Raw genomic sequence first — 6,660 nt, forward strand, 5'->3', positions numbered from 1 at the left:
GAGCGGCAGCGAGGACAGCGCCTGGCTCCAGTCGGGCGGGGGGCGGCGGCCATTGTCGCGGTCGCGCGGCGGGCCGTGGTGCGGGAATCCCATGTCAGGCATGGCGGGTCTCCTGAAGCGTCTCGCGCCCGGCCTCCGCTGCCGGGCCGGTTTCGAGCAGTTGCCGCAGGCGCCGGCTGCCGCGCGCGACCTGCGATTTGGAGAAGCTGGCGGTGCGCTGCATCAGCGCGGCGATCTCCTCGTGGGTGTAGCCCTCGGCGTGGTACAGCCACAGCACGCTTCGGGTCAGCGCCGGCAGCGCGGCCAGCGCCCGTTGCAGCTGCGCGGCATCGGCCGCGGCCGCCGGCAGTGGGCCGTCGTCCTGAAGCCAGCCGTCGTCCTCCAGGGCGACGTCATGGGCGAAGCGACGCTGCTGGCGCAACCGCATCAGCGCCTGGTTGACCGCGACCTGGCGCAACCAGCCCCAGAACGGGCTGCCGTTGTCGCCGCGGAACTCGGCGATCCGACCCAGCACCTTCAGCATGGTGTCCTGCAGGACCTCGGCCGCCTCTTCGCGGTCGCCGCAGATCCGCAGGGCGAGGGTGAACACCGGCCGCTCGAACCGGCGGTACAGCTGCTCGAACGCGGCGCGCTCGCCGGCACGCGCACGGGCGAGCAGGCTGTCGGGTACGTCGATCGCGAAGGACGAGGTGGTCGGCATTCGTAGGTCAAGGATGCACCCGGCGGACAAACCGTCGCAGCCGTCCGTCGCCTGCGTCCGTCGCGTGGACGGCGGACGCCCCGCCGCCGGCGCGACGCGGCCGGGGGCGGGGTGGAGCCGCCTTCACCGGCGCGCCCTATACTCGATATCCGCCGATACGGGAGGGGAACCATGGAACTTGGCTCGCTGGTTTCGCTGGTGCTGTTGTTCGCCGGCGTGGTGATTATGTTCAAGACCGTGCGGATGGTGCCGCAGGGCTTCGAATGGACGGTCGAACGTTTCGGCAAGTACACCCACACGATGACCCCCGGCCTGCACTTCCTGATTCCGGTGGTCTATGGCGTCGGCCGCAAGATCAACATGATGGAGCAGGTCCTCGACGTTCCCTCGCAGGACGTGATCACCAAGGACAACGCGGTGGTCAAGGTCGACGGCGTGGTGTTCTTCCAGGTGCTCGACGCCGCCAAGGCCGCCTACGAGGTCGCCAACCTGGAGGTCGCGATGATCGCCCTGGTGCAGACCAACATCCGCACCGTGATCGGCTCGATGGACCTGGACGAGTCGCTGAGCCAGCGCGAGGCGATCAACGCCCAGCTGCTGAGCGTGGTCGATCAGGCCACCAACCCGTGGGGGGTCAAGGTCACCCGCATCGAGATCCGCGACATCCAGCCGCCCAAGGACCTGGTCGATGCGATGGCCCGGCAGATGAAGGCCGAGCGCGAGAAGCGCGCGAACATCCTCGAGGCCGAGGGTTTCCGGCAGGCGGCGATCCTCAAGGCCGAAGGCGAGAAGCAGTCGACGATCCTCGACGCCGAGGGCGACCGCGAGGCCGCGTTCCGCGAGGCGGAGGCCCGCGAGCGCCTGGCCGAGGCCGAGGCCAAGGCGACCCAGATGGTGTCCGACGCGATCGCGCGCGGCAACGTGCAGGCGATCAACTATTTCGTGGCGCAGAAGTACGTCGAGGCGTTCAAGGCGCTGGCCGAGGCGCCCAACCAGAAGTTCATCCTGATGCCGATGGAGTCCGCCGGCGTGATCGGCTCGCTGGGCGGTATCGCCGAACTGGCCAGGACCGCGCTGGCCGACCAGGAGCCGGCGGTGCGCACACCGCCGCGGATCGGAGGCTGAGCCGGTGGAATGGAACTGGACGATGACCACCTGGGCCGCGGCGGCGTTGCTGCTGTTCGCGGCCGAGGCGCTGGCGCCGGGCGCGTTCATGCTGTGGCTGGGCTTCGCCGCGGCGGCGGTGTTCGTGCTGGTGTGGTTGTTCGAGCCGACGGTGCTGGTGCAGGCGGCGGCGTTCGTGGTGCTGAGCTTCGTATCGATCCAGATCTACCGGACCTGGTTCCGCGGGCACGAGCGCCAGAGCGACCGTCCGGCGCTGAACCGCCGCGCCGAGGCCCTGGTCGGACGGGTGGTGCCGTTGGAGCGCGCCATCGTCGACGGTCGCGGCCGGGTGCAGATCGCCGATGCCTACTGGGACGTCAGCGGTCCGGAACTGGAAGCGGGTACCGCGGTGCGCGTGGTCGCGGTCGACGGCATGACCCTGCAGGTCGAGAAGGTGGCGAGGAACGGCTGAGGCGGAGAGGGGCCGACGCGGCCGTGGGGCGGAACCGCTAGGCGATCCTTTGGGCAATCCTTCGGAACCAGGGAGACGGTATCGATGCAGACAATTACACGATGGCTCGCGGCGGGAATGGTGGCCTGGCTGGTGGCGGCCGGCGCGACGGGACAGGAACGCTCCGGCGACGCCGCGATGGACAGCGTCGCCACCGAAAGCCTGGTCGGCCGAGAAGTGCCGCCGTATCCAGCGGGGCTCGACGAACTGGGCGGCACCTGTTTTTCCGCGCCCGGCTCCGGTCCCGACAGCCGTGTCTGCGCCTATTCGATCTCGATACACGGAAAGGACATGGCGCACGTGACCCACGCGCTGGTGCTCAGGCAGGTCGGTCGCGACGGCAACCACGCGGTATGGCGCGTGCTCGAGGCGGTCGAGCGGCCGGCGATCGAGGGCGCCGCCTTCGTCCACCTGGGTTGCGAGCCGCTGGACGACGGCCGCGCGGTGGTCCTCGCGCTCGCCCGGACCGAGGCCGCCGGGGAGTGGTACGAGCCGGTCCACCAGGCCTGGGCATTCGACTTCGAGGCCGAGCGCCTGGATGAGGTCGATGCCACCGGAGTTCGCTGCCCCAACGAGGGCTACGGCTACGAGGGCTGACATCTGGGATAATCGCCGGCTCCCCCCACTTCCCCGAAGCGATCCACGGCGATGACCCAGAAGACCGTTCTCAACGACACCCACCGTTCCCTCGGCGCCAAGATGGTCGACTTCGGCGGCTGGGACATGCCGATCCACTACGGTTCGCAGATCGAGGAACACCATCAGGTCCGCGGCGACGCCGGCATGTTCGACGTCAGCCACATGACCGTGGTCGACCTGCGCGGCGAACGCGTGCGCGAGTTCCTGCGCCACCTGCTGGCCAACTCGGTCGACAAGCTCAAGAAGCCGGGCAAGGCGCTGTACACCTGCATGCTCAATGCCGACGGCGGCGTCATCGACGACCTGATCGTCTACTACCTGTCCGACGTGTTCTTCCGTCTGGTGGTCAACGCCGCGACCCGCGAGAAGGACCTGGCATGGATCAATGCGCAGGCCGCGGCCTTCGCCGTCGAGGTCGTCGAGCGCGACGACTACGCGATGATCGCCGTGCAGGGCCCGAACGCGCGCGAGAAGGCGATCGGACTGCTGCGCGAGGAGGACCGCGAGCGCGTCGGCAAGCTGACCCGCTTCTCCGCCGGCAGCGCCGAACTGGCCGACGGCGGCGTCGAGCTGTTCGTCGCGTGCACCGGCTACACCGGCGAGGACGGTTTCGAGATCGTGGTGCCGCAGGACAACGCGGTGGCGTTGTGGAACGCGCTGCTGGAAGCGGGGGTCAAGCCGGCCGGTCTGGGGGCCCGCGACACCCTGCGACTGGAAGCGGGCATGAATCTCTATGGCCAGGACATGGACGAGGCGGTGTCGCCGTACGAGGCCGCGCTGGCCTGGACCGTGGCGCTCGACGAGGGCCGCGCCTTCATCGGCCGCGACGTGCTGGAGCGGCAGAAGGCCGAAGGCGCGCCGCGGCAGATGATCGGCCTGGTGATGGACGAGAAGGGCGTGCTGCGCCACGGGCAGAAGGTGCTGACCGCGCACGGCGACGGCGAGATCCTGTCGGGCACCTTCTCGCCGACGCTCGGCAAGGCGATCGCGTTCGCGCGCGTCCCCGCGGGCGACATCGCGCTGGGCGCCGACGGTGGCGTGCGCGTCGACATCCGCGGCCGCGAAGTGCCGGTGCGGGTGGTGAAGTTCCCGTTCGTGCGCGAGGGCGAGAGCCTGGTGCCGGCGGTTTAGCGCCAACGCGACTTCGCACGCGTTTCTTCGTCCCGGGCAGGATGCGCAGCGGGGCCGGGGCCGCCAGCGGGGCAGGGATGCCCGAGCTGGAACCGGCGCCTCACAGGTGGCCGGCCCGACCTCCCATACGAACCCGGAGCACGAGATGGCGTCGATCGACTACTACTTCACCGTGATTTCGCCGTATGCCTACCTCGGGCATGCGGCGCTGCTGCAATCGGCGCGCGAGACCGGCGCGCGGCTGCATTACCGTCCGGTGCGCATCTTCGAACTGTTCGAAGCCAATGGCGGCCTGCCGCTGGGACAGCGCGCCCCCGCGCGCCAGCGCTATCGCCTGGTCGAACTGCAGCGCTGGCGCGAGGCGAGGGCGGTGCCGTTGAACCTGCAGCCGCGTCACTTCCCGGCCGATCCGTCCCTGGCCGATCGCTGCGCGATCGTCCTCGCCGAGAGCGGACGCGATCCGGGCGATTACGTGTCGGCGGCGTTCCGCACGGTCTGGGCCGACGACCGCGACATCGCCGACCGCGACCAGGTCGCGGCACTGCTGACCGCGAACGGTTTCGATGCCGGGGCGGTGATCGAGGCGGCCGAAGGCGAGGCGGTACAGGCCGCCTACGCCGCCAACACCGCCGCGGCGATCGCCGCCGACCTGCCGGGGCTGCCGGGCTACGTGCTCAACGGCGAGCCGTTCTGGGGGCAGGATCGCGTCGAAGCGCTGCGCGCGGCGTTGGACAGCGGGCGCGCACCCTTCGCGCGCTGCTAGTCCCGCCGGGCGACATGCCGGCGCCGCGTACCCTGTCGCGGTCACAGGCGGGCCGTTACACTAGGCGCCCAGCTTCACAGCATCCCCCCAGCCGCCCCAGCCGAGATACAGAGGCCAGCCATGAGTGAAATCCCCGGCGATCTGAAGTTCATGAAGTCCCACGAGTGGGCCCGCGTCGAAGGTGACGGAAAGGTCACCGTCGGCATTTCCGATCACGCCCAGGGCCTGCTGGGCGACCTGGTCTATGTCGAGCTGCCGAACGTCGGCGATCGCGTCGAGGCCGGCAATCCCTGCGCGGTGGTCGAGTCGGTCAAGGCGGCTTCGGACGTCTATGCGCCGGTGACCGGCACGGTCGTCGAGGTCAATGCGGCCCTGGGCGACAAGCCCGAGACCATCAACGAGGACGCCTACGGCGAGGGCTGGCTGTACACCCTTGAGATCGAGGAGCCGGAGCAGCTCAACGAACTGCTCGGTCCGGACGACTACGCCGAGCTGCTCGAGAACGACGACCACTGACCGAGTCGTCCGCCGCGGGCACGGCAGCTGCCGGAGCCCGGGCCGGGAACAACGCGCCGGACATCGAAAGATGTCCGGCTTTTTTTTTGCGCGGTTTCCAGCGAGGCGGTGGTCATGGATGGCGGCGAACATCCGCAGTCGCAGTGCGATCGGATCGTCGTCGCGGACATCGCGCGGTTGCGCGTTCGCGATGCGACGCGCGGCGACGCGGGTTGCCGACGAGGACGATGGACGCGTCGCTGACGCCGCCGATCGCGTCGCGCACTTTCGCGCATTTCGGGTTGTGCGATGCCGAAAACGAGGCGCCGATCCGGATCGCGGTGAAAGTTTTTTCACACGATCGGGGTGGCCAAATTTTCACCAGTGCCGTTACGGCGGGATAGATGTCGCGATCGATGCGCGTCGATCGCGCATTGCATTTTTTGCCTTGAAACATGCTGTTTTTCGCAACGCCTTGCGCGCGGTGCAACGATTGTCGCGCACGCGACGCGCGCGCAGTGCGTTCGTGCCGGCATGCGCACCGCGGCATGCGGTCGCGTCGATACCGGAAAAACTGGTGCCGGAGTTGTTGACACCTGCAAAAACCGTGATTACGTTTCGCCCAGCAGACGGTTCCTGCGAACACGAGTGAGAAAAACGATCGCGACAACGCGCCGTGCACAACCCAACTCCGCCAGCTCGATCATCAGGGTGGATGTCGGGTTTGTGTCCCCTGAAGGATTGCAAAGATTCGCGCTCGACTCGGCCCGCCACACCGCGGAGATTCTTCCGGCACCGTCAAATCCCATCCTTTTCCAGGCTGCCCGATCCCGGTCGCGCGGGACGGCCGCATGCCTGTCGCGAATCCGTCCGGCACGCGTGGCGCGCCGGCGGTTTGTCGCCGGCGCTGTCGCCGCGACGCTGGTTCGTACTGGGCAATACCCCCGATCGACTGACGATCGGTCAATGTTCGACCACTGACGAGGAGCCATACCATGGCCACTAAGAAAGCTGCGAAGAAGAAACCTGCCGCGAAGAAGGCCGCCAAGAAGGTCGCCAAGAAGTCGGCAGCGCGCAAGACCGTGAAGAAGGCCGCCAAGAAGGCTGCCAAGAAGACCGTGCGCAAGGCCGCCGCCAAGAAGACGGTGCGCAAGGCCGCGAAGAAGACGGTGAAGAAGGCCGCGGCGAAGAAGACCGCCAAGAAGGCTGCCAAGAAGACCGCGAAGAAGGCCGCCAAGAAGACCGTGCGCAAGGCCGCCGCCAAGAAGACCGCGAAGAAGGCGGCCAAGAAGACGGTGAAGAAGGCCGCCAAGAAGA

8 protein-coding genes and 1 pseudogene are annotated in these 6,660 nt (G+C 68.3%); 7 read left to right on the plus strand and 2 right to left on the minus strand.

Translation table 11 applies throughout. The annotated features are described in order from the left end of the window. Positions 1-94: 94 nt before the first annotated feature. On the minus strand, positions 95-700 hold the full coding sequence (locus FKV24_RS07030) for an RNA polymerase sigma factor (RefSeq protein ID WP_141481873.1): 606 nt from the start codon (positions 698-700) through the stop codon (positions 95-97). A 171-nt stretch (positions 701-871) separates the two neighbouring features. On the opposite strand from FKV24_RS07030, the gene FKV24_RS07035 reads away from it, so the two are divergent. The 7 genes from FKV24_RS07035 (at position 872) to FKV24_RS07065 (ending at position 5,995) form a co-directional block, all read left to right on the plus strand. Further along, a complete protein-coding gene (locus FKV24_RS07035) occupies positions 872-1,825 on the plus strand; it encodes an SPFH domain-containing protein (protein ID WP_111267315.1) in 954 nt (317 codons plus the stop codon). A gap of 22 nt (positions 1,826-1,847) precedes the next feature. Beyond that, entirely contained in the window at positions 1,848-2,276 is a 429-nt protein-coding gene (locus FKV24_RS07040; protein WP_111267314.1) for an NfeD family protein, read from the plus strand. Positions 2,277-2,360: 84 nt separating this feature from the next. Beyond that, positions 2,361-2,912 carry a hypothetical protein gene (locus FKV24_RS07045; RefSeq protein ID WP_141481874.1) on the plus strand — a complete coding sequence of 184 codons (552 nt, stop codon included), beginning with the start codon at positions 2,361-2,363 and terminating at the stop codon, positions 2,910-2,912. Positions 2,913-2,963: 51 nt separating this feature from the next. After that, positions 2,964-4,085 (plus strand): glycine cleavage system aminomethyltransferase GcvT, encoded by a 1,122-nt coding sequence (gene gcvT, locus FKV24_RS07050; RefSeq protein WP_141481875.1) that lies wholly within the window; start codon positions 2,964-2,966, stop codon positions 4,083-4,085. A gap of 145 nt (positions 4,086-4,230) precedes the next feature. Further along, positions 4,231-4,848 carry a 2-hydroxychromene-2-carboxylate isomerase gene (locus tag FKV24_RS07055; RefSeq protein ID WP_141481876.1) on the plus strand — a complete coding sequence of 206 codons (618 nt, stop codon included), beginning with the start codon at positions 4,231-4,233 and terminating at the stop codon, positions 4,846-4,848. 120 nt (positions 4,849-4,968) lie between these two features. Further along, positions 4,969-5,364, plus strand: coding sequence for a glycine cleavage system protein GcvH (gcvH, locus tag FKV24_RS07060; RefSeq protein ID WP_111267311.1), 396 nt, complete (start codon positions 4,969-4,971; stop codon positions 5,362-5,364). Between the two features lie 118 nt (positions 5,365-5,482). Next, the gene (locus FKV24_RS07065) at positions 5,483-5,995 is read left to right on the plus strand and encodes a hypothetical protein (protein ID WP_141481877.1); all 513 of its coding nucleotides are present in this window, start codon (positions 5,483-5,485) and stop codon (positions 5,993-5,995) included. Between the two features lie 342 nt (positions 5,996-6,337). On the opposite strand, the pseudogene FKV24_RS19815 reads toward FKV24_RS07065, so the two are convergent. Then, positions 6,338-6,660, minus strand: a pseudogene (locus FKV24_RS19815) (hypothetical protein); the annotation flags it as partial.

The organism is Marilutibacter maris, from assembly GCF_006546735.2.
In the GTDB taxonomy this organism is placed as follows: domain Bacteria; phylum Pseudomonadota; class Gammaproteobacteria; order Xanthomonadales; family Xanthomonadaceae; genus Marilutibacter; species Marilutibacter maris.

Bases quoted from the DNA above. Each gene is read 5' to 3' on its own strand.
- gcvH (WP_111267311.1), top strand. From the start codon at position 4,969: ATGAGTGAAATCCCCGGCGATCTGAAGTTCATGAAGTCCCACGAGTGG.
- gcvT (WP_141481875.1), top strand. From the start codon at position 2,964: ATGACCCAGAAGACCGTTCTCAACGACACCCACCGTTCCCTCGGCGCC.
- FKV24_RS07030 (WP_141481873.1), bottom strand. From the start codon at position 700: ATGCCGACCACCTCGTCCTTCGCGATCGACGTACCCGACAGCCTGCTC.
- FKV24_RS07065 (WP_141481877.1), top strand. From the start codon at position 5,483: ATGGCGGCGAACATCCGCAGTCGCAGTGCGATCGGATCGTCGTCGCGG.
- FKV24_RS07035 (WP_111267315.1), top strand. From the start codon at position 872: ATGGAACTTGGCTCGCTGGTTTCGCTGGTGCTGTTGTTCGCCGGCGTG.
- FKV24_RS07055 (WP_141481876.1), top strand. From the start codon at position 4,231: ATGGCGTCGATCGACTACTACTTCACCGTGATTTCGCCGTATGCCTAC.
- FKV24_RS07040 (WP_111267314.1), top strand. From the start codon at position 1,848: ATGACCACCTGGGCCGCGGCGGCGTTGCTGCTGTTCGCGGCCGAGGCG.
- FKV24_RS07045 (WP_141481874.1), top strand. From the start codon at position 2,361: ATGCAGACAATTACACGATGGCTCGCGGCGGGAATGGTGGCCTGGCTG.